Origin of the sequence: Nocardioides sp. InS609-2 (assembly GCF_023208195.1) — a bacterium.
GTDB lineage: Bacteria > Actinomycetota > Actinomycetes > Propionibacteriales > Nocardioidaceae > Nocardioides.
Map to the genome: position 1 here is coordinate 2,347,297 of NZ_CP060034.1, position 20,022 is coordinate 2,367,318.

Sequence of the window (20,022 nt, forward strand, 5' to 3'; positions counted from 1 at the left end):
CCTTCTACTGGTCGCCTACGAAAAGGCGTCGTGGGTTGTCGATCAGAAGTCGGTCGATGTCGTCGGACCCGAAGCCGTGCCGGGTCAGCCGGGGGACGAAGTACTGCAGCAGGTGGGCGTAGCCCGGGCCGCCGTGGCTGCGCAGGAGCGACTTCAAGAAGACGTCCTGACTCAGCAGCAGCTGGTCGCCGAAGCCGCGTTCGTGGAGCCGGGCCAGCCAGGCCGCGTTCTGCTCGTCGGAGGGACACTGCACGCCCTGGTCGGCGTAGAAGACCTCCATGCCGATCATGTCGTACTGAACCCAGGCGCCTCGGCGTAGCAGCATTTCCTGATAGGCCAGGTCCTCACCGGACGGGCCCAGGTGGCAGAGCACCACCTTCGCTGGATCGACGCCGAGACCCTCGGCGACATCGAGCACCGCACCGCCGAGCCTGAACCACGCCGGGAGGTGCACCTGAACGGGCAGACCGGTCTCCCGCTGAGCGAGCAACGCGCCCCGGAGGCTGTTCCGCTCGGCAGCCGTGAACGCGGAGCCGACCCCGATCTCCCCGATGAAACCGGGCCTGACCCCGTCTTCCCCCTCGGTCAGGTCGGTCAGGATCCGCTCTGCGATCTGTTCGGCGGAGAGGGACTTCACGTCGTCGGGTTGGGCGGCGTCGAGGTAGTAGCCCGTTCCCGCGATGATGGCGACACCGGTGCTCGCGCTGACGGCGGCCAGCTGAGCCAGGTCCCGACCGACCCCGAGCCCGGTCGCGTCCATGATCGTCCGGCCTCCGAGTGCGGCGTAACGTCCGATCTCGGCCTGGGCCATCTCGAAGTCGTCGAGCCGGCAGTTGTCGAGGTTCGCGAACGGGTCGTGGCGCAGGTCCCACAGGATTTCCTCGGTGACCGGGACCGCCGAGAGCTCTTCGGGGTCCCAGCCGCGCGACTCGGTCCGGTGCGACCACGAGGACACGTCGTTGAAGATGTGCTCGTGGGTGAGCGTGATCCCCATGTCCGAGACGGGCATCGGCCCACGGACGGTGATGACCTCGGGACCGGAGGCACTCGGCTCGGTCACGAGTGTCCGCTCACGATGCGACCGAAGAGCTTGCTGTTGAGGAAGATCGCCACGATCAGGATCGTGCCCTGGACGATCGGCACCCAGTAGACGTCGACGCGCAGCAGCACGAGGCCGTTGCTGATGATGCCGAGGGTGAGAGCGCCGATGGCCGAGCCGAGGATCGAGCCGCGACCGCCCATCAGGCTGGTGCCGCCGAGGACGACAGCCGTGATGACCTCGAGCTCGAACGCCGTACCCGAGTTCGACGAGCCGCTCGCAAGGCGCGCGGCGGTGATGACGCCAGCGAGTCCGGCGAACAGCCCGGTCAGGGCCAGGGCGGCGAGCTGGATCTTGCGGATGTCGACGCCGGAACGACGCAACGACTCGGCGTTGGAGCCCACCGCCACGATGTAGCGGCCGAACCGGGTCTGGCTGAAGACGTACCACCCGCCGACGACCGTCAGGACCGCGATCCAGGTCGGCGTGTAGAGGCCGAGGAACTTGCCCTGGCCCAACGGCAGGAGGAATGTCGAGGTGATGGGAGTGCTGTAGCCGTCGGTGATCAGCAGCGCGATCCCGCGCACCGCGGTCAGCGCCGCCAGCGTGACGATGAAGGACTGCAACCGACCGAAGGCGGTGAGCGCGCCGTTGATCAGGCCGATCCCGAGGCCGATGCCGATCGTCATCACGAGGGCGAGCACCGCATTCCCGGTCTCGGCGAAGATGGCCAGCGCCGCCGCCGTGAGCCCGACGATCGAGCCGACGGACAGATCGATGGCACCGGTCGTGATCACGAAGGTCATCGCGACCGCGACGATGACCGTCGGCGCGATCTGACGCAGCACATTGACCAGGTTGTTCGTCGTCAGGAACGCATCGGCCTGGATGCTGAAGAAGGAGAAGAGGACGAGGAACACGACGCCGATCGACAGCACCCCGAAGTGCTTGCCGATGAACTCGTGGCGTGCCCCCCGCCTGATCCGGCTACGGTCGGCAGACTGATCGGCAGTGCTGTCGGTGGCATTCGCGTTCACGGCGTCACTTCCCCATCATCGCGTGGACGAGACCGGTGAGGTCGGTTTCGGAGGGCGCCATCTCCGTGTGGTTGACGCCTTCGTAGAGCACGACGAACCTGTCGGCGACCTCGAAGAGATCCTGCAACCGGTGCGTGATGAGGACGACGCTGACACCGCGAGAGGACACGTCGCGGATCAGCTGCAGAGTCATCTCGACCTCGCGAGCGGCAAGTGCGGCGGTCGGCTCGTCGAGCACGAGAACCTTTGGCTCGAAGGTCACCGCCCGCGCGATCGCTATCGCCTGGCGTTGCCCCCCGGACATGTTGCCAACGGTCTGGCGCGTGTTGGTGATCCGGATATGCAGACGGGCCAGGTCGTCGGCGGCCTCGGCGTGCATGCGGTTGTGGTCGAGGCGGCGGGTGAGGGGGTGGTACTTCTCCCGGCCCAGGAATAGGTTGCTGGCCACATCGAGGTCGTTGCACAGCGCCAGGTCCTGGTAGACCATCTCGATCCCGTGCGCTCGGGCCGCTCGGGGACCTGTCCCGGTCAGCTCGACACCGTCGATGAGGATGCGGCCGGAGTCCGGGATGACGGCTCCGGCCAGCATCTTCATCAAGGTGGACTTCCCGGCGCCGTTGTCGCCGATCAGCCCGATCACCTCACCGGGCGCGACCTGGAGGTTGACTCCCTTGAGTACGTCGAGCGCACCGTAGCTCTTGCGGATTTCGAGCATTTCGACCCGTTCGACCGTCATCGCCGACCCCCTTCCGTCGTCCGTCGTCTCCTGAGGGGCCTAGTTCCCGGGCCGCGCACCGCTGCTCACTCGAAGATCGAGCGGTAGTCGTCGACGTTGTCGGTGGTCACGATCGCGATCGGGACATCGACGAAGCCCTTCGCCTCGGCGCCGCCAAGGATCGCCTTGAGCTCGTTGACCGCCTCGACGCCCTCCTGCTTCGGGTTCTGCTGGATGACGGCGGTCACGAGGCCGCCGTCGATGCCGGCGATTACCTCGGCGGTGAGGTCCCAGCCGATCACCTTGGTGGCGCCACTGGGGTCCAGAGCCGCGACCGCGCCCACCGTGGCCGGCTCGCCGGTCGTGTAGACGAAGTCGAGGTTCTCCTGGGCCGTGACCAGGTTCTGGGCCGCCGTCGCGGCCTTCTCCTGCACGTTGTCCCCGTTCACGCTCTGGGTGTACGTCGCACCGGCCGCGTCCACGATCTTGCGGAAGCTGTCCTCGCGTTGGTTCTGGATGAACGAGTTGCGTGCGTCCACGACGCCGTAGCTCTTGCCGTCGGCCAGGCCCTGGTCGACGACCCATTGACCGGCCTCGGCGCCCGCCTTGTCGTTGTCGACACCGACGAACGTGTCTGCCAGGCCCTCCTCCAGTTCGGCATCGATGGCCGCCACCCTGATGCCGGCATCCTTCGCGGCGTTGACCGCGGGCACGACGCCGTTCACGTCGATGGCGACCACGATCAGAGCGGTGACTCCCTGGGAGACGAAGTTCTCGATGTCGCTGTTCTGCTTGGCTGAGTCGTTGTTCGCGTTGGCGATCGTGAGGTCGCAGCCAGCAGCGTCGGCCGCCTCCTGAGCGCCCTCGTTCATCTGAGTGAAGAACGCGGCAGTCTGGTTGATCTGCGTCATGCCGATCACGCAGTCGCCGCTCGAGTCGGCATCGTTCGCCGTGCTCGACGGCTCTTCATTGCCCGTGCTGCACCCGGCCAGGACGAGTACGGCCGATGCGGCGACTGCAGACCCGAGACGGACCCGGGAGCGGGTAGAGGTCTTCATCATTGCCTCCAGCGAGAGTGTGGGTAATCGATTGCCGAGTAATCTGATGTTAGCGTTCCCGGTCGGCGTCGTAAAGGGTTCCGCCACAATTTCCCGATCGGCTCGATCAGGCGTGACGGGGCAGTTCTGGAGTCCAGAGAAGGAGCAGAAGCGTGGCTGCTGCGGGACCACACGCCGTGACCATGGCTGACGTCGCTCGCCGGGCCGGGGTCTCCACAGCCACGGTTTCCCGCACGCTCAGCGGTATTCGAGCGGTCGATCCGGATCTTCAGAGCCGGGTGCTGTCCGCTGCGGACGCGCTGGGCTACCGGGTCAACCTGGTGGGGCGGGCCCTGCGCCAGCGCCGCAGCTCGACCGTCGGGTTGATCGTTCCGGACTTCGAGAACCCGTTCTTCTCCTCACTCGCCCAGCACCTCACGAAGGCGTTCGCCGCACCCGGCATCGACCTGCTGGTCTTCAGCGCTGACAGCTCAATCGACCGCGAGCTGCGCGGCGTGCACTCGTTCATCGGACGTCAGGTCGACGCGCTGGTGATCATTCCCGTCGACGAGGTCGAGAGTGCCGCGAGCATCTCCCTCGCCGCGTCCTCGGTCGCGACGATCCAGCTCGACCGTCGCGTACCCGGCACCGGGGCTCATTCCGTCGGCGTGAGCAACCGGCGCGGGATGCGGCTCGTGCACGAGCACGTGCACTCGGCGGTCGACCTGGCTCGTCAGCCGGTCGCGTTCGTCGGCGCCATGCCGACCTCGTCGTCAGGGCACGAGCGTCTCGACGGTTTCCGCAGGTGGTTCGGGGCCGACGAGCCGAGCCTGCTGGGCTCCTTCGACGCAGCGTGGGGCCAAGAGGCTGCGACGAGGCTGATCGCTGACGGCTGGACGAGCGGCACGATCGTGACCGCTGCCGACGTGATCGCGATCGGACTGATGAGTCGGCTGCAGGCCGCCGGCTTCAGCGTTCCCGGCGACTTCCGGGTGATCGGGTTCGACGGGATCGGCATGGTCCGCCTCGCCAGCCCGACCCTGACCACCGTCCGGCAACCGGTTGAGTCCATGTCGCAGGCCATCCGCGAGCTCGTGGAGAGTGGCGGACAGACCGCGAACGGCGAACCCGTCTCGAAGCGGATCAAGCCCCAGCTCGTCCTCGGCGCCTCGAGTCCCGCCGCCGGTTGAGGCCCGCCCGCCACCATCGAGTTCTGAGCTTGCCGCAGCCTCAACCAGCAGAATGTCAGGCCGGGAAGCCCGCCCCCTTCGCCACCATGTCGGCGAGGTACGCCGTCGGCCGGAACCGCTCGCCGTACTTCTCGGCCAGCTCGTCGGCACGGGCCACGAAGGCCGCGAGGCCCAGCTCGCCGGTGGCGCTCTCGTAGCCGGTCATGAACTGGGCGGCGCCGCCGGTGTTGGGCGGGAAGCCGATGCCCATGATCGAGCCGATGTTGGCGGCAGCGGCGGACGTGAGGACGTTCTCCTCGAAGCACTTGGCCGTCTCGAGCGCCTCGATGAAGAGCATCCGGTCCTTCATGTCCTGGAGCGGGATCTGGTCGGCAGCGACCGGGAACTCCGCGGCCAGGCCGGACCACAGCGAGGCGCGCTTGCCGGCGTCGTACTCGTAGAAGCCGGCGCCCTTGAGACGCGACGGGCGGCCGAGCCCGATCATCTTCTCGATGACGGCGGTGGCGGGATCGGGCGCGATCTCGCGGCCCGCGACGCGCAGGGCCTCCTCGTTGGCGAGGCGGATCTTCTTCATCAGCTCCATGTTGAGCTCGTCGCTGATCTGCAGCGGACCGACCGGGTAGCCCGCCTGGGTGGCCGCCCGCTCCAGCGAGACCGGGTGCACGCCCTCGCCGAGCATCCGCAGGCCCTCGTTGATCTGGGTGCCGATGACACGCGAGGTGTAGAATCCGCGGCTGTCGCTGACGACGATCGGCGTCTTCCTGATCTGGCGCACCACGTCGTAGGCCTTGGCCAGCGCGACGTCGGAGGTCTCCTTGCCGCGGATGATCTCGACCAGCGGCATCTTGTCGACGGGCGAGAAGAAGTGCAGCCCGATGAAGTCGGCCGGCCGGTCCACGCCGCCCGACAGCTCCGTGATCGGCAGCGTCGAGGTGTTGGAGCACAGCAGCGAGTCGGCATTGACGTACGGCGCGATCTCGGCGAAGACGCGTCGTTTCAGCGACGGGTCCTCGAACACCGCCTCGATCACCAGGTCGCAGCCGGCCAGGTCGGCCGGGTCGGCGGTCGCGGTGATGCGCGCCAGCAGCTCGGCCTTCTTGTCCTCGGTGGAGCGGCCGCGGGAGATCGCCTTGTCGAGCAGCGCCTCGGAGTAGGCCTTGCCCTTGTCGGCGCTCTCCTGCGCGACGTCCTTGAGCACCACCAGCATGCCCGCACGCGCGCACGAGTACGCGATGCCGGCGCCCATCATGCCGGCGCCGAGCACGCCGACCTTGACGGCCTGGTACGGCGGGATGCCGTCAGGCCGCAACGATCCGGAGTTGATGGCCTGGAGGTCGAAGAAGAACGCCTGGATCATGTTCTTGGCGTTCTGGTTGACGATCAGCTTGGTGAGGTAGCGGCTCTCGATGCGCGACGCGGTGTCGAAGTCGGTCGACGCACCCTCGATCGCGGCCGACAGGATCGCGCGCTGGGCCGGGTAGACCGCGCCCTTCGTCTGCTTGCGCAGCAGCGCCGGGAACGCCGGCAGGAACGCCGCGAGCTTGGGGTTGGTCGGGGCGCCACCGGGCATCTTGTAGCCCGGCACGTCCCACGGGTTCGCAGCCGACTCGGCATTCGCCTTCAGCCACGCCTTCGCCGCCGGGACCAGCTCCTCCTGGCTGCCGACGAGCTCGTCGACCAAGCCCTTCTCCTTCGCCTGCGCGGGCTTGAAGCGGGTGCCCTGGAGCAGCACGTCCATCAGCGCCGACTGGATGCCGAGCATGCGTACGACGCGGGTGACCCCGCCGCCGCCGGGCAGCAGGCCGAGGCTGGCCTCGGGCAGGCCGATCTCGGTGCGGTTGTCGTCGACGGCGATCCGGTGGTTGCAGGCCAGCGCGATCTCGAGGCCACCGCCGAGGGCGGCGCCGTTGATGGCGGCCACGACCGGGCGCGGGAACTTCTCGAGCTGGCGCAGTGCCGACTTGATCAGCTCGGCGGAGGCGAACACGTCGGCCGCGTCGTCCTTGCTCGCCGACGAGAGCAGGGTGAGGTTGCCGCCGGCGAAGAAGGTCTTCTTCGCGCTGGTGACGACGACGCCGGTGACGTCGTCCTGCTCGTCGTACAGGCGCTCGACGGCGTCCTGCATCGAGCGCTGGTAGAGCTCGTTCATGGTGTTGGCGCTGGCGGTCGGGTCGTCGAGGGTCAGGGTGACGATGCCGTCGGCGTCGCGGTCGTAGCGGACCGCGGTCTGGGTCTCGGTGGTGGTGGTGGTCATGGAAGTCCTGTTCATCCGTGGGATTCGGTTGCGGCTGCTTGTCGACTCACTGGGTCTCGACACGCGGGTCACGGCTTCGTTCCTCAGCCGTGCCGCTCGCTCGACCAGCATCGATCGCCCGGTGGTGGAGACTGGTGGAGCGCTACGCGCTCAGACCAGTTCCACCACCGTCGCGATCCCCATTCCGCCACCGACACAGAGCGTGGCGAGGCCGCGCTTCAGGTCGCGGCGCGCGAGCTCGTCGATGAGGGTGCCGAGGATCATCGCGCCGGTCGCGCCGAGGGGGTGACCCATCGCGATCGCGCCACCGTTGACGTTGGTGATCTCGTGGCTGATGTCGAGGTCCTGCATGAAGCGCATGGCCACGGCCGCGAACGCCTCGTTGATCTCGAACAGGTCGATGTCGTCGACCTCGAGACCGGCCTTGGCCAGCGCCTTGCGGGCCGCCGGCGCAGGACCGGTGAGCATGATCGTCGGGTCCGCGCCGGACACCGCGGTGGCGATGATGCGGGCCCGCGGGGTGAGGCCGAGGTCGGCGCCCACCTGCTCGCTGCCGATGGCCATGATGGCCGCACCGTCGACGATGCCGGAGCTGTTGCCGGCGTGGTGGACGTGGTCGATCTTCTCGACCCAGTGGTACTTCTCCAACGCCACGTCGTCGAAGCCGGCGTCGGCACCCATCTGCGCGAAGCTCGGCTTGAGGCCGGCCAGGCCCTCGGGCGAGGTGTCGGGGCGGATCGTCTCGTCGTGGTCTAGCACGGTCAGGCCGTTGAAGTCCTTGACGGGTACGACGGAGCCCGCGAAGTAGCCGTTGGCCCACGCCTTGGCCGCCCGGTGGTGCGACTCGGCAGCGAACGCGTCGACGGCGCCCCGGTCCCAGCCACCGATGGTGGCGATCAGGTCGGCGCCGATGCCCTGCGGCACGAAGCCGGTGGTGAGCGCGGTCGCCGGGTCCATCGCCCAGGCGCCACCGTCGGAGCCCATCGGCACGCGGCTCATCGACTCGACGCCACCCGCGAGGATGAGGTCCTCGAAGCCGCTGCGCACGCGCTGCGCGGCCTGGTTGACGGCCTCGAGGCCAGAGGCGCAGAAGCGGTTGAGCTGCACGCCAGCCACGGTCTCGGGGTAGCCCGCGGCCAGTGCAGCCGTCTTGGCGATGTCGCCGCCCTGCTCACCGATCGGGGTCACGACGCCGAGCACGATGTCGTCGACGCGGTTGGTGTCGAGCGTGGGGTTGCGACGCTGGACCTCGTCGAGCAGGCCGACCATCAGGTCGACGGGCTTCACCTCGTGGAGGGAGCCGACCGCCTTGCCCTTGCCACGCGGCGTACGGATGTGGTCGTACACGAATGCTTCTGCCATGACCGTCCTAAGGGAGAGATGCGTGACTCGATTGTGACATCATCACTGTCACTGTGGTCAAGAGCAGCTGTGTGTTGCCTGTCACCCGACCTACCCGAACGATCGAGGAGTACGCCGTGTCCGAGGCATCGGAGTCCGAGAGTGTCGTCGACGGTGTCGAAGCGCTACGCGGTCTGCTGACCCTCGACGAGCTGACCAAGCGGGTCAGCATGAGCGTGCGCAACGTGCGGTTCTACACGACCCGAGGCCTGGTGCCGCCGCCCATCCGGCGCGGCCGCTCGGGCTACTACTCCCCCGACCACGTCGCCCGGCTCGAGCTGGTGCGGGAGCTCCAGGGTCACGGGTTCACGCTGTCGGCGATCGAGAAGTACGTCGCCAACATCCCCGTCTCCGCCACCCCCGAGGACATCGCCCTCCACCGGGCGATGCTGGCGCCGTGGGAGGCCGAGCGGGCCGTCGAGATGAGCCGCAAGGAGGTCACCGCCCGTGCGGGCAGAGGGCTCAGCGACGAGGAGCTGACCACCCTCAACGCGCTCGGGATCATCTTCCCGGTCAAGCGCGGCCGCTACGAGGTGGCGGTCTCCCAGCTCTCGGTCGGCGTCGGGCTGCTCGACCTCGGCTTCCCGACGGAGGCGGCCGTGGCCGCCGCCGACATCTACGCCGCGCACGGCCGCTCACTGGCCAACGAGCTCCAGGAGCTGTTCCTGACGACCGTCTGGCCGGCGTACAAGGAGTCGGGCACCAGCCCCGAGCGGCTCCGCGAGGTCGTCGAGAAGCTCAAGCCGCTGTCGATCGCGTCGCTCGTCTCGGCCTACGAGTCCGCGATGGACGAGACCAAGCGCGAGAGCATCGCCCGTCGCACCCGCTGAAACGCACGAACCCCGCCACACGAGACGTGTGACGGGGTTTGCTGCGCTGCTCGATCAGGACTTGAAAGCGTCCTTGACGTCCTTGCCGGCGTCCTTGACCTTCTCGCCGGCGTCCTTGGCGTGCGCCTTGGTCTGGTCGGCCCGGCCCTCGGCTTCGAGTCGTTCGTTGTCGGTGGCCTTGCCTGCGCCTTCCTTGGCGTGGCCCTTGACGTCTTCGGCCTTGTTCTGTGCCTTGTCCGCGAGACCCATGAGGAGTCCTTTCATCGGGGCTGGATCTCTCCAGCCAAGCACGGAACCGGCTGCGGGCAACCGTCCGAAGGGGTGAGGTCAGCGGTTGCGCGAGCTGAACGACGCGGCGCTGTGCGAGCCGCCACTTGCGGCGGCGGCAGGGCTGCCACCCCGACGCGAGCGCTGGCCACCCTGGCCCTGGGCCTTGGGAGCACCCTGCTTCTGACCCGACGACTTCGAACCACCCTGCGCGCCACGGCCCCGGCCGCCGGCGCCAGCACCGGCACCGGCACCACCGCCACGGGCCCGGTTGCGACCGCCGCCGGAGCGACGGGCACGGCCCTGGCCGGTCGGCGACGAGCCGCCACCGGAACCGGCCGGCACCTCGACGATGTAGCCGCCGGGCACCAGGGTGCGGTCGCCCGGCACCAGCTCGACGAGGATCGGGTGACCGACACCGTTGACCTTGGTGATGGTCGGCTTGATGCCGGCCGCGCGGGTGAGGTCGCGGACCTCGCGCACCTGCTCGTTGGTCATCATCGTGACCACGGTGCCCTCGGCGCCGGCACGCGCCGTACGACCGGAGCGGTGCAGGTAGGCCTTGTGCTCCGACGGCGGGTCGGCGTGGACGACGAGCGACACGTCGTCGACGTGGATGCCGCGGGCCGCGACGTCGGTCGCGACGAGCGTGCTCGCCAGGCCGGCGTGGAACGCGTCCATGTTGCGGGTGCGGGCGTTCTGCGACAGGTTGCCGTGCAGCTCGACCGACGGCACGCCGAGCTTGTTGAGCTGGCGGGCGAGCGCCTTGGCCCCGTGCTTGGTGCGGGTGAAGATCACCGTGCGGCCGGGGCCACTGGTGAGGTCGACCAGCACGGGCAGCTTCTGCTCGCGGCCACCGAGGTGCAGCACATGGTGGGCCATCGTCGAGATCGGCGACTGGGCCGAGTCGGCCTGGTGGGTGACCGCGTTGGTCAGGAAGCGCTTGACCAGGCTGTCGATCGCGTTGTCGAGCGTGGCGGAGAAGAGCATGCGCTGGCCCGACTGCGGGGTGCGGTCAAGCAGGCGGCGTACGGACGGCAGGAAGCCGAGGTCGGCCATGTGGTCGGCCTCGTCGAGGATGGTGATCTCGATGGCCGACAGGTCGCAGTGACCCTGGCCGATGAGGTCTTCGAGGCGGCCGGGACAGGCGATGACGATGTCGGCGCCCTTCTTGAGGCCGGTCACCTGCGGGTTCTGGCCGACACCGCCGAAGACGGTCTGGGTGCTGAGGCCGGCGGCCTTGGCCAGCGGCTGGAGGGCCTGGGCGATCTGGCCGACGAGCTCACGGGTCGGCGCCAGGATCAGGGCGCGCGGCTTGCGCGGCATCGCCGGCAGCTTCGCGGCGTCGAGCCGGGCGACCAGCGGGAGCAGGAACGCGTAGGTCTTGCCGGAGCCGGTGCGGCCGCGGCCGAGGACGTCGCGGCCGGCCAGCGAGTCGGGCAGCGTCGCGGTCTGGATGGGAGTGGGGATCGTGATGCCCTGCTCGGCGAGGAGCGCGGACAGGACAGTGGGCACGCCGAGATCGGCGAAGGTCTGGGCAGACAAGGAAGTAGCTTTCGGTTGGCGTCTCGCCAACACATCACGCCATCAGGCGGAAACGTGTGCCTCCAAGAGCGGAGGGCGCCGTCTCGAGCGTGTCGAGAGCTGCGCTGCGGCCCGAGGCAAGACTTCACGGGCTGCTGTCTACAACTGTAGTGGCTTGGCCCGCGAAGCGTTGCATCGCGGAAAGACCGGCCGACACCTAACCATTGACACCAGTCGACTAAACCGGTTTAGTCAAAGTGTGACGCCCACCACCATCAACGATGTCGCCCGCCTGGCGGGGGTGTCGAAGGGCGCCGTGTCGCTGGCGTTCAACAACCGTCCCGGCCTCGCCGACGACACCCGGGCGCGCATCCTCGAGACCGCCGAGCAGCTCGGCTGGCGGCCCAGCGCCCGCGCTCGCGCCCTGTCCGTCTCCCGGGCTCTCGCCGTCGGACTGGTGATGGCCCGGCCCCCGGAGACCCTGCGGGCCGACCCGTTCTTCCCCTCGTTCATCGCCGGCATCGAGAGTGAGCTCTCCCAACACGGCTACGCGCTGCTCCTCCAGGTGGTGCCGGAGCACGAGGCCGAGCACCACACCTACCGCCGGCTCAGCGACGAGGGGCGCGTCGACGGCGTCTTCGTCACCGACCTGTACGTCGACGACGAGCGCCCGGCCCTGCTGGCTGAGCTCGGGTTGCCGGCGGTCATCGTCGGGCCAGGTCTGTTCGAGACCCACTGGGCCTCAGTCGGCGTCGACGACCAGCCCGGCATCACAGCCGCGGTCGAGCACCTCGTCGCTCTGGGGCACACCCGGATCGCCCACGTCGCCGGACCGCCCGAGATGGTGCACGGCAAGTCGCGCCGCGAGGCCTGGGCCAACGCCCTGATCCGCGCCGGCCTGCCCGAGGCCCCATCGGTCGACGCCGACTTCTCCGCCGAGGCAGGCGCTTCCGCAACCCGTCACCTGCTCGATCTGGTCGACCCGCCGACCGCGGTGGTCTACGCCAACGACCTGATGGCCATCGCCGGGCTGTCCGTCGCCCTGGCCCGCGGTCTGCACGTGCCGCGCGACCTGTCGATCACCGGCTACGAGGACACCGAGCTCGCGGCCCACGTCCAGCCTCCTCTGACCACGGTCAGCACCGACGTCATCGGGTGGGGCCGAGCCGCCGCGCGTCGCCTCCTCGAGCTGGTCGAACGCAGGGACCCCACTGATTTCCCGCTCCAACCACCCCAACTGGTGGTGCGTGGGTCAACCGGACCCGCGCCCACCTGACCGTCCGGCGAGCAGCACGAGCACCGCACCTTCCCGGCAGCACACGAATGGAGACGCACATGAGATCGAAGGTTGCCACCGCCACACTCACGATGCTGGCGCTCAGCATCACCGCCGTGTCGTGCGGGGGTGGCTCGGGAGACTCCGACGCCGCCTCCTCCGTCGGCCCGATCAAGGTCTGGCTCTCCAACAACCCGGAGGAGATCGCCTGGGGCAAGCAGATGGTGGACGCCTGGAACTCCGAGAACCCGGACGAGAAGGTCACCGCTCAGGAGATCCCGGCCGGCAAGACCTCCGAGGAGGTCATCGGCGCGGCCATCACGGCCGGCAACGCACCCTGTCTGGTGTTCAACACCTCGCCGGCCGCCGTACCCCAGTTCGAGAAGCAGGGCGGCCTCGTCGCCCTCGACAGCTTCGAGGGCGGCACCGAGTACGTCGAGTCCCGCAGCGGCGACGTCGCCGAGCAGTACCAGTCGCCGGACGGCCAGTACTTCCAGATCCCCTGGAAGTCGAACCCCGTGATGATCTTCTACAACAAGGACATCATGAAGAAGGCCGGTGTCGACCCCGAGAACCCGCCGCTCGCGACGTACGACGAGTTCCTCGCCACCTCGCGCAAGATCGTCGACAGTGGCGCCGCCGACGCAGCCATCTGGCCGGCCCCCAGCAGCGAGTTCTTCCAGTCCTGGTTCGACTTCTACCCGCTGTACGCCGCCGAGACCGGTGGCACGCAGCTGGTCGAGGACGGCAACGCCACCTTCGACTCCGAGCAGGGCAAGGCCGTCGCGGACTTCTGGGCCACGATGTACTCCGAAGGGTTGTCGCAGCAGGAGAAGTACAACGCCGACTCCTTCGCCGACCAGAAGGCAGGGATGGCGATCGTCGGCCCGTGGGCCGTCGCGGTCTACGGCGACAAGATCAACTGGGGTGTCGCTCCGGTGCCCACCTCGGCCGGCACCAGCCCGGAGGAGACCTACACCTTCTCCGACGCGAAGAACATCGGGCTCTACTCGGCCTGCAAGAACCAGAAGACCGCCTTCGAGGTGCTCAAGTTCGCCACCAGCGAGGAGCAGGACGGCCAGCTCCTGGAGCTGACCGGCCAGATGCCGCTGCGCACCGACCTGCAGGCCACCTACCCGGACTACTTCGCGGAGAAGCCCGAGTACGAGACCTTCGCCGACCAGGCATCGCGCACCGTCGAGGTGCCCAACGTGCCGAACTCGATCGCGATCTGGCAGGCCTTCCGTGACCAGTATTCCAAGTCGGTCATCTTCGGCGAGGGCACTGTGGACGAGGCGCTGACCGGCGCCTCCGACGAGGCCACGAAGCTCGCCGGCGAGTCCTGAGCCCGGGCGCGATGACAACGCACAGCGCGACCTCGGGGACAGGTGCCCCTCCGGGCACTCGCCCGCGTTCCAGCAAGCTGGCGGCCCTCCTGGGCCGCCAGCCCCTCGGGATCGTGCTCGCGGCTCCGTACGCGATCTTCCTCGCCGCGGTGTTCGCGTACCCCCTGGGGCTCGCGGTGTGGATCAGCTTCCACGACTACTTCTTCAGCGCGCCCGGGGCACAGGTGGACCGGCCGTTCGTGGGGCTCGACAACTACAAGGAGGTGCTGGGGGACCCCGCCGTACGCCGGTCGTTCCTCAACGTCCTCGAGTTCCTCGTGATCAACGTGCCGCTGACCGTGGCGCTCTCCCTGGTCCTGGCCGCCGCGCTCAACGGGGCCATCCGCGGCCGTTCGTTCCTGCGGATCGCCTACTTCGTCCCCTACGTCACCGCCAGCGTGGCGCTGGTGTCGGTGTGGCTCTTCCTGTTCAGTCAGGGCGGCATGGTCAACCAGCTGCTCGGTGACCTGGCGCCGAAACCCTCGTGGCTGGTCAACAAGGGCCTGGCCATGCCGGTGATCGCGATGTTCGTGACCTGGAAGCAGCTCGGCTTCTCCGTCCTGATCTACCTGGCCGCGTTGCAGAACGTGCCCAAGGAGCTCTACGAGTCGGCCTCGGTCGACGGCGCCGGCCAGGCGAAGTCGTTCTGGCACGTGACCGTCCCGGGCGTGCGGCCGGCCACGACGCTGGTCCTCATCCTGGCGATCATCACCGGCGCCAACCTCTTCACCGAGCCCTACCTGCTCACCAACGGCGGCGGCCCCAACGGCGCCTCGGCCTCACCGGTCCTCGTGATGTACCAGAAGGGCATCGAGCAGGGCAGTCCCGACACCGCCGCGGCGATCGGCGTACTCCTCGTGATCGGCGTCCTGTTGATCGCGCTGGTCAACAAGTTCTTGCTGGAGAGGGAGTGACATGACCCGGATCCTTCGACACCTGGTGCTCTTCATCGGTGCCCTGTTGTTCCTGTTCCCCTTCTACTACATGTTCGTCACGTCGGTGCAGAGGGAACCCGACACGTCCCTGGCCGGGGTGTTCCCCACCGGTGGCTTCACCTTCCACAACTACGTGCAGATCAACGAGCGGATCAACCTGCTCCAGTCGCTGGCCAACTCCGGGATCTTCACCGGCGGCGTGCTCCTTGGCACTGTCGTGTTCGGTGTGCTGGCCGGCTACGCCCTGGCCCGGCTGCGCTTCCGTGGCCGGGGGACCCTGTTCTCGGTCATGCTGCTCGTCCAGATCGTCCCGTTCCAGCTGCTGATCATCCCGATCTACGTGATGATCGTGCGCACCTACGGGCTCTCGGACTCCTACCTCGGCATGATCTTGCCGTTCGCGATCAACTCCACTGCGGTGTTCCTGTTCCGGCAGTTCTTCCTGCAGTTGCCCGAGGACCTCTTCTCTGCCGCTCGTCTCGACGGCGCCGGTGAGCTGCGAATCCTGTGGTCGGTGGCCCTGCCTCTGGTCCGCCCGGCCATGCTCACCGCGATCCTGTTCACCTTCATCGGACCGTGGAACGAGTTCCTGTGGCCGTTCCTGGTCACCAAGGACGCCGACATGCAGCCGCTCGCGGTATCGCTGGCGAACTACATCAGCAACATCGCCGGCCGTGCCGCCAACCCGTATGGCGCGATCCTCGCCGGCGCTGTCGTGCTGGCTGCGCCCGCGGTCGCGCTGTTCGTCGTCTTCCAGAAGCACTTCACCACCTCCGACATCGGGTCGGGAGTCAAGGGATGACCTGGACTCCGCGAGCCAGCCACCTCCACCGAATGGGGAACCCCATGAACAGCCAGCCCGTACGCCGCTGGACGCGCCTGACTGCGGCCGCGGCGACCGTCGTACTCGGCGTCGCCCTGTCAGCCGGCTCGACGCCAGCCGTCTCCGCTCAGACCGCGCCCGGTGCTGCCTCGTCGGCACTGACGAACCTCGACCACCTCGACTGGCTGAGCGTGCCCGTCACGCCACCCGCCCAGGACGACCACACGACGTACCGGCTGGCGGAGGAGCCGTCGATCGGCACCCTGTGGACCTACGCGGAGCCGAACCCCGACGGCAGCTACAGGCACGTCGGCGGCGGCAGCTACGACGCGGCCACCGACACCTGGGGCCAGGGCGCGTTCAACGCCGACGACATGGCCCGTGCGGCCGTCGTCTACCTGCGCCACTGGCAGGCCACCGGTGCGACCGCCAGTCGTGACGCGGCGTACGAGATGTTGCGCGGGCTCACCTACCTGCAGACCGCGACCGGCCCCAACGCCGGCAACGTGGTGCTCTGGATGCAGCCCGACGGCACGCTGAACCCCAGTGCCGAGCCGGTCGAGCTGCCCGACCCCTCCGACAGCGATGCGTCCTACTGGGTGGCCCGCACCATCTGGGCCCTCGGCGAGGGCTACGCCGCGTTCGCCGAGTCGGACCCCGATTTCGCGGCCTTCCTGCGCGACCGGCTCGAGCTCTCGATCGACGCCATCGATCGGCAGGTCCTCGACGCCTACGGCGAGCACCTGGACATCGACGGCGAGCTAGCGCCCGCCTGGCTGATCGCCGACGGCGCAGACGCGTCGGCCGAGGCCGTGCTCGGGCTGGCGGCGTACGTCGACGCGGGCGGCTCCGACAAGGCCCGCGCCACCCTGGCGAAGCTGAGCGAGGGCATCGCCGCCCTCTCCGGCGGCGATGCACAGACCTGGCCGATGGGGTCCGTCCGCCCGTGGGCACTGTCCCGCTCGCTGTGGCACGCCTGGGGTTCGCAGATGCCGGCCGCACTCGCCCGCGCGTCGGTCACCCTCGGTGACCCCGGGCTGGCCAGGCCCGCCATCAGGGACTCGTTCACGTTCGACCCGTGGATGCTGACGTCCGGCGGGCCCGACAACGGCCGGCTGCCCACCCGTGGCGACGCCTCGCAGATCGCGTACGGCGCCGACGCGAGGCTGCAGTCGCTGCTGGCCACCGGCCAGGCCACCGGCAAGGACTCCGCCCGCCAGCTCGCGGGCATCGTCGCCGCCTGGTTCTTCGGAGCGAACCCGGCCGGTGAGGCGATGTACAACCCAGCCACCGGGCGGACCTTCGACGGGATCTCCGCGGCAGGCGTGATCAACCGCAACTCCGGCGCGGAGTCGACGATCCACGGGCTGCTCGCGATGATCGCCCTCGACCAGGCGCCCGACGTGGCGGAGCTTGCCCAGACCGCTTCCATCGTGGAGCGACAGGGAACTGTCACCGTGCAGGCCGAGGACGGCGCGCTCGCCGGCGACGCCACTGCCGTCGTACCGACGTCGCTGTGGACGGGTGAGTCGTTGTTCTCCGGCACCGGCTACGCCGCACTCGGCTCGGGCGGTTCCGCCACCATCACCCTGCCCGACCACACCCGCTCCCTCGTCCTCCCGGTCACGGACCTTCGGCCGGGGAGCGATGCCGTCACCACGTTCCGCGCTGGCAAGAAGGTGCTCGGCACCGTCGACTCCGGAGACATCGGCGCACAGGGCGACTCGCCCGCCCCCGGCGCACTTCTCCCCGTGACGCTGCCGCGGACCCTGAAGGCCAGCGCCGGCACACTCACCGCGACGACGTCGACCGCGCCGGGCGACCCCGCCGCCCTGGACGGCGTGATGCTGGAGCCCCTGGTCTCCCGCCTCGTCCTCCAGGGCAACGGCCACACCACCGCGCTGCTGCGGAGCGCTTCGGACTCGACCGAGCGCACGCAGGTGCGGCTGCCCGGGAGCCGCCAGGCCCTCATCCGGGCGTACGACGGCCGAGGCAGGCTCGTGGAGAGCCGACGCTCCCCCGCGACCACGGTGTCCGTCGCCGTACCGGCCGGAGGATTCGTCCTGGTCCGTCGATGACAGCCCGACCCGCTGAACGCGCCGTTCGACACGAGCAGATCTGAGGAACCATGCCTTCACCGACCGCACCAGCCAGCTTCCCGCTGGGACCCTTCACGCCGTACGCGCAGAACCCGATCCTGAGCCCCCGGGGCGACGGCTGGGAGTCCGCGAACGTCTACAACCCGGCCGCCATCGTCAAGGACGACAAGATCGTGCTGCTCTACCGGGCGCACGCCGACGACATCGTGTCGTACGTCGGGCTGGCCACCAGCGACGACGGCATCAACTTCGAGCGGCACCCGGATCCGGTGCTCTCGCCGACCGAGCCCTACGAGGAGTTCGGCGCCGAGGACCCGCGGGTCAGCGAGGTCGACGGCACCTACTACCTGACCTACACCGGCTGGGACCGGACGTCGGCCCAGCTCTGCCTGGCCACGTCCACCGACCTGGTCAGCTGGACCAAGCACGGACCGATGTTCCCCGACTTCAACACGTTCCTGCCGCAGGGCAACGGGCAGGACGCACCGTGGAGCAAGGCTGGCGGGATCCTGCCGGTTCCGATCGACGGTCGCTACCTCATGTACTTCGGCGAGGGCTCGATCTATCACGCGTGGTCCGACGACCTGCTCCACTGGACGCCCGGCCCCAACGACGACCCGATCATGGTGCCGACCGCACCGGGCACCTTCGGCGAGTTCCTGGTCGAGGTCGGGCCGCCGCCGATCATCACCGACAACGGGTTGATCCTGCTGGTGCACAACGCAGCGGTGAAGAACCCGGACGGCTCGGTCCGCTACTCGTGCGGGCAGCTGTTGTTCGACCCTGCGGCGCCCACCGAGATCCTGGCGCAGATGAACAAGCCGTGGCTCGAGCCGTCGACGTACGAGGACACGCACGGGCTGGTCTCGAACGTGACCTTCGTCGAGGGGCTGGTGCACTTCAAGGGCACCTGGTTCGCCTACTACGGCCAGAGCGACTCGACTCTCGGTGTGGCCACCTACGAGGTCGGGACCCGCTACTCCAAGCTCGGCGAGTGATCTCCCCCGCACACGCCCGGTGGCTCGAGGGCGAGGGCGACCGGCTGCTCGACTTCAGCCGGGGCTCGCGCCACCCGTCGGGAGGTTTCGCCTGGCTCGATGAGTCGGGGCGGCCACAGCTCGACCGGCCGGTCGAGCTGTGGATCACCTGCCGGATGACGCACGTCTTCTCCCTCGGGCACCTGCTGGGCCGCCCGGGGAGCGGAGCCCTGGCCGACCACGGGCTTGCTGCGCTCGCCGGCCGCTTCCGGGACGCCGACAACGGTGGGTGGTACGCCGCGGTGACGCCCGACGGCCCGACCGGTCGCGAGAAGAGCGCCTACCCGCACGCGTTCGTCGTACTAGCTGCGGCCAGTGCGACCTGTGCCGGGCGACCTGGTGCGCGCGAGCTGCTGGACGAGGCACTGTCTGTCCTGCTCACACGCTTCTGGGACGACGAGCACGGCATGGTCGTCGAGGAGTGGGACGAGTCGTTCTCGACGCTCGACCCCTACCGCGGCGTGAACGCCAACATGCACACCGTCGAGGCACTGCTCGCCGCGGCCGACGCCACCGGCGACCGGACCCTGCTCGACCGGGCGCTGCGCATCGTGACGCGGGTCGTGCACGAGCTGGGGCCTGCCCACGAGTGGCGGCTGCCGGAGCACTTCGACGAGCAGTGGACGCCGCTGCTGGACTACAACATCGACGCCCCAGCCGACCCGTTCCGCCCGTACGGCGCCACGATCGGCCACTGGCTCGAGTGGGCGCGGCTGGCCCTGCACCTGCGGGCCGCCCTCGGACCTTCGGCACCCGAGTGGCTGCTCGACGACGCCGTCGCGCTCTTCGACGCGTCAGTGCGGGAGGGCTGGGCGGTCGACGGCGCCGACGGGTTCGTCTACACCGTCGACTGGGCCGGCGCACCCGTCGTACGCGAGCGCATGCACTGGGTCGCCGCGGAAGCCACCGCCACCGCCGCCGTCCTACACACGGCGACCGGCGACGCGTCGTACGCCGAGTGGTACTCCACCTGGTGGGACCACCTCGCGGAGTTCTTCATCGACCGCGATCTCGGCTCCTGGCGGCACGAGCTCGATGCGCAGAACCGGCCCAGCGCGGTGGTGTGGAGCGGCAAGCCCGACACCTACCACGCGTTCCAGGCCACGCTCATTCCGCGGCTGCCGCTGGCGCCGACGCTCGCGGCTGCGTTGCGGGACGGGTTGTTGGGCTGAG

Annotated in this window: 17 protein-coding genes; 9 read left to right on the forward strand and 8 right to left on the reverse strand. The window is 68.9% G+C overall.

Annotation, left to right across the window (positions count from 1 at the left end):
• Positions 1 to 4 precede the first annotated feature (4 nt).
• The 4 genes from H4Q84_RS12225 to H4Q84_RS12240 all read right to left on the reverse strand — a co-directional run bounded on the left by H4Q84_RS12225 (position 5) and on the right by H4Q84_RS12240 (position 4,020).
• A complete protein-coding gene (locus H4Q84_RS12225) occupies positions 5 to 1,060 on the reverse strand; it encodes a hypothetical protein (protein ID WP_248579374.1) in 1,056 nt (351 codons plus the stop codon).
• Positions 1,057 to 2,076, reverse strand: a complete 1,020-nt coding sequence (locus tag H4Q84_RS12230) for an ABC transporter permease (RefSeq protein WP_248579375.1) — start codon at positions 2,074 to 2,076, stop codon at positions 1,057 to 1,059. The genes H4Q84_RS12225 and H4Q84_RS12230 overlap by 4 nt, the downstream gene beginning before the upstream one ends.
• 4 nt (positions 2,077 to 2,080) lie before the next feature.
• Positions 2,081 to 2,812: an ATP-binding cassette domain-containing protein gene (locus H4Q84_RS12235; protein ID WP_248579376.1), complete on the reverse strand. Its 732-nt coding sequence runs from the start codon at positions 2,810 to 2,812 to the stop codon at positions 2,081 to 2,083.
• A 65-nt stretch (positions 2,813 to 2,877) separates the two neighbouring features.
• A complete protein-coding gene (locus tag H4Q84_RS12240; RefSeq protein WP_248579377.1) occupies positions 2,878 to 4,020 on the reverse strand; it encodes a substrate-binding domain-containing protein in 1,143 nt (380 codons plus the stop codon).
• A gap of 11 nt (positions 4,021 to 4,031) precedes the next feature.
• On the opposite strand from H4Q84_RS12240, the gene H4Q84_RS12245 reads away from it, so the two are divergent.
• The gene (locus H4Q84_RS12245; RefSeq protein ID WP_248579378.1) at positions 4,032 to 5,018 is read left to right on the forward strand and encodes a LacI family DNA-binding transcriptional regulator; all 987 of its coding nucleotides are present in this window, start codon (positions 4,032 to 4,034) and stop codon (positions 5,016 to 5,018) included.
• Between the two features lie 55 nt (positions 5,019 to 5,073).
• Here the strand turns inward: H4Q84_RS12245 and H4Q84_RS12250 are convergent, their stop codons facing one another.
• Together H4Q84_RS12250 and H4Q84_RS12255 are read right to left on the reverse strand one after the other, a co-directional pair.
• Positions 5,074 to 7,272 carry a 3-hydroxyacyl-CoA dehydrogenase NAD-binding domain-containing protein gene (locus H4Q84_RS12250; protein ID WP_248579379.1) on the reverse strand — a complete coding sequence of 733 codons (2,199 nt, stop codon included), beginning with the start codon at positions 7,270 to 7,272 and terminating at the stop codon, positions 5,074 to 5,076.
• A gap of 150 nt (positions 7,273 to 7,422) precedes the next feature.
• The gene (locus tag H4Q84_RS12255; protein ID WP_248579380.1) at positions 7,423 to 8,634 is read right to left on the reverse strand and encodes an acetyl-CoA C-acetyltransferase; all 1,212 of its coding nucleotides are present in this window, start codon (positions 8,632 to 8,634) and stop codon (positions 7,423 to 7,425) included.
• A gap of 116 nt (positions 8,635 to 8,750) precedes the next feature.
• On the opposite strand from H4Q84_RS12255, the gene H4Q84_RS12260 reads away from it, so the two are divergent.
• The gene (locus tag H4Q84_RS12260; protein WP_248579381.1) at positions 8,751 to 9,503 is read left to right on the forward strand and encodes a MerR family transcriptional regulator; all 753 of its coding nucleotides are present in this window, start codon (positions 8,751 to 8,753) and stop codon (positions 9,501 to 9,503) included.
• Positions 9,504 to 9,557: 54 nt separating this feature from the next.
• Here H4Q84_RS12260 and H4Q84_RS12265 read toward each other — a convergent pair whose 3' ends face one another.
• Positions 9,558 to 9,752, reverse strand: coding sequence for a CsbD family protein (locus H4Q84_RS12265; RefSeq protein WP_248579382.1), 195 nt, complete (start codon positions 9,750 to 9,752; stop codon positions 9,558 to 9,560).
• Between the two features lie 78 nt (positions 9,753 to 9,830).
• On the reverse strand, positions 9,831 to 11,315 hold the full coding sequence (locus H4Q84_RS12270) for a DEAD/DEAH box helicase (RefSeq protein WP_248579383.1): 1,485 nt from the start codon (positions 11,313 to 11,315) through the stop codon (positions 9,831 to 9,833).
• A gap of 238 nt (positions 11,316 to 11,553) precedes the next feature.
• Between H4Q84_RS12270 and H4Q84_RS12275 the strand changes: the two genes are divergently transcribed.
• Genes H4Q84_RS12275 through H4Q84_RS12305 form a run of 7 tightly spaced genes read left to right on the forward strand, consistent with a single transcriptional unit; the run spans position 11,554 to position 20,021 of the window.
• A complete protein-coding gene (locus H4Q84_RS12275) occupies positions 11,554 to 12,570 on the forward strand; it encodes a LacI family DNA-binding transcriptional regulator (RefSeq protein WP_248579384.1) in 1,017 nt (338 codons plus the stop codon).
• Between the two features lie 59 nt (positions 12,571 to 12,629).
• Complete coding sequence (locus H4Q84_RS12280; RefSeq protein WP_248579385.1) at positions 12,630 to 13,916, forward strand: extracellular solute-binding protein; 1,287 nt, start codon at positions 12,630 to 12,632, stop codon at positions 13,914 to 13,916.
• A gap of 11 nt (positions 13,917 to 13,927) precedes the next feature.
• Positions 13,928 to 14,869 (forward strand): sugar ABC transporter permease, encoded by a 942-nt coding sequence (locus H4Q84_RS12285; RefSeq protein WP_248579386.1) that lies wholly within the window; start codon positions 13,928 to 13,930, stop codon positions 14,867 to 14,869.
• A 1-nt stretch (position 14,870) separates the two neighbouring features.
• The gene (locus tag H4Q84_RS12290; RefSeq protein ID WP_248579387.1) at positions 14,871 to 15,692 is read left to right on the forward strand and encodes a carbohydrate ABC transporter permease; all 822 of its coding nucleotides are present in this window, start codon (positions 14,871 to 14,873) and stop codon (positions 15,690 to 15,692) included.
• Positions 15,693 to 15,736: 44 nt separating this feature from the next.
• On the forward strand, positions 15,737 to 17,791 hold the full coding sequence (locus H4Q84_RS12295) for a hypothetical protein (protein ID WP_248579388.1): 2,055 nt from the start codon (positions 15,737 to 15,739) through the stop codon (positions 17,789 to 17,791).
• Between the two features lie 50 nt (positions 17,792 to 17,841).
• Positions 17,842 to 18,810: a glycoside hydrolase family 130 protein gene (locus H4Q84_RS12300; protein WP_248579389.1), complete on the forward strand. Its 969-nt coding sequence runs from the start codon at positions 17,842 to 17,844 to the stop codon at positions 18,808 to 18,810.
• Positions 18,807 to 20,021 carry an AGE family epimerase/isomerase gene (locus H4Q84_RS12305; RefSeq protein WP_248579390.1) on the forward strand — a complete coding sequence of 405 codons (1,215 nt, stop codon included), beginning with the start codon at positions 18,807 to 18,809 and terminating at the stop codon, positions 20,019 to 20,021. The genes H4Q84_RS12300 and H4Q84_RS12305 overlap by 4 nt, the downstream gene beginning before the upstream one ends.
• Position 20,022 lies beyond the last annotated feature (1 nt).

Excerpts from the sequence above, each read along its gene's own strand:
- H4Q84_RS12235 (WP_248579376.1), bottom strand. The coding sequence starts at position 2,812 with ATGACGGTCGAACGGGTCGAAATGCTCGAAATCCGCAAGAGCTACGGT.
- H4Q84_RS12245 (WP_248579378.1), top strand. The coding sequence starts at position 4,032 with ATGGCTGACGTCGCTCGCCGGGCCGGGGTCTCCACAGCCACGGTTTCC.
- H4Q84_RS12250 (WP_248579379.1), bottom strand. The coding sequence starts at position 7,272 with ATGACCACCACCACCACCGAGACCCAGACCGCGGTCCGCTACGACCGC.
- H4Q84_RS12255 (WP_248579380.1), bottom strand. The coding sequence starts at position 8,634 with ATGGCAGAAGCATTCGTGTACGACCACATCCGTACGCCGCGTGGCAAG.
- H4Q84_RS12265 (WP_248579382.1), bottom strand. The coding sequence starts at position 9,752 with ATGGGTCTCGCGGACAAGGCACAGAACAAGGCCGAAGACGTCAAGGGC.
- H4Q84_RS12280 (WP_248579385.1), top strand. The coding sequence starts at position 12,630 with ATGAGATCGAAGGTTGCCACCGCCACACTCACGATGCTGGCGCTCAGC.
- H4Q84_RS12285 (WP_248579386.1), top strand. The coding sequence starts at position 13,928 with ATGACAACGCACAGCGCGACCTCGGGGACAGGTGCCCCTCCGGGCACT.
- H4Q84_RS12290 (WP_248579387.1), top strand. The coding sequence starts at position 14,871 with ATGACCCGGATCCTTCGACACCTGGTGCTCTTCATCGGTGCCCTGTTG.
- H4Q84_RS12295 (WP_248579388.1), top strand. The coding sequence starts at position 15,737 with ATGAACAGCCAGCCCGTACGCCGCTGGACGCGCCTGACTGCGGCCGCG.
- H4Q84_RS12300 (WP_248579389.1), top strand. The coding sequence starts at position 17,842 with ATGCCTTCACCGACCGCACCAGCCAGCTTCCCGCTGGGACCCTTCACG.